Origin of the sequence: Protofrankia sp. Cr1 (assembly GCF_963555865.1) — a bacterium.
GTDB lineage: Bacteria > Actinomycetota > Actinomycetes > Frankiales > Frankiaceae > Protofrankia.
Genome location: NZ_CAUVXO010000077.1, coordinates 1 through 868 on the forward strand (window position 1 = coordinate 1; position 868 = coordinate 868).

The 868-nt window shown below is 71.3% G+C and carries 1 protein-coding gene; it reads right to left on the reverse strand.

The annotated features are described in order from the left end of the window. Positions 1 to 3 precede the first annotated feature (3 nt). Positions 4 to 868 (reverse strand): cell division protein ZapE (zapE, locus tag U9980_RS09275; protein WP_322767555.1); only part of this gene is annotated, 865 nt, incomplete at its 5' end.

Here is an 868-nt window from a genome sequence, read left to right on the forward strand (position 1 = left end):
GGGCTACGACGCCTTGGCGCTGCCTTCCCAGACGGCCAGGTCGTCGGACCAGCCGTCGCGGGCCAACGCCGACAACCGCGAAATCGCGCGCTGGAACTTCTTGCGATGCGGCCCGGCCAGCATCTCCGCCGAGAACAGCTCGCTGAAGGGCTGGCCGGACGCCACGACCGGGATCGACCGGTCGTAGAGACGATCGGCGAGGACGACGAGCCGCAGCGCCATCGCCTGGTCGGACACCGCGGTGACGCCATGCAGGCAGAACAGTCCGATATCGTCAACGAGCGCGCCGTAGCGAGACGGGTGCAACTGGCCGAGGTGGGCGCACAGTTCGGCAAAGCCGTCCTCGCTGGCAACGGGGGTCACCGCGGCACGCCGACTCACCTCGTCGTCGCTGCGGGGCGCGGGCGGCTTGGGCAGGCCGCGGTGGCGAAAGTCCTCGCCGGAGATCCGCAGGATGTCGAACCGCGACGACAGCCCCTGGATCTCGCGCAGGAAGTCATCCGCGCCGAAGCGGCCGGCACCGAGGTCCTCCGGCTGGGTGTTGCTGGTCGCGGCCAGGTGCACGCCCGCCTCGGCGAGCCTGGTCAGCAAGGTGGAGACGAGCACCGTGTCCCCGGGGTCGTCCAGCTCGAACTCGTCGATCGCCAGCAGCCGTAGGCCGGACAGGGCGTCCACGGTCCGGGCGAACCCCAGCGCGCCGACCAGCGAAGTGATCTCCACGAACGTCCCGTAGGCCTTGGGGCCCGGCACCGCGTGCCACAGCGACGCGAGCAGGTGGGTCTTGCCGACCCCGAACCCGCCGTCGAGATAGACCCCCGGACGCGTACCCCCCGCGTCCGACCCGCCACCGGCGTCATCCCGGCGGCCT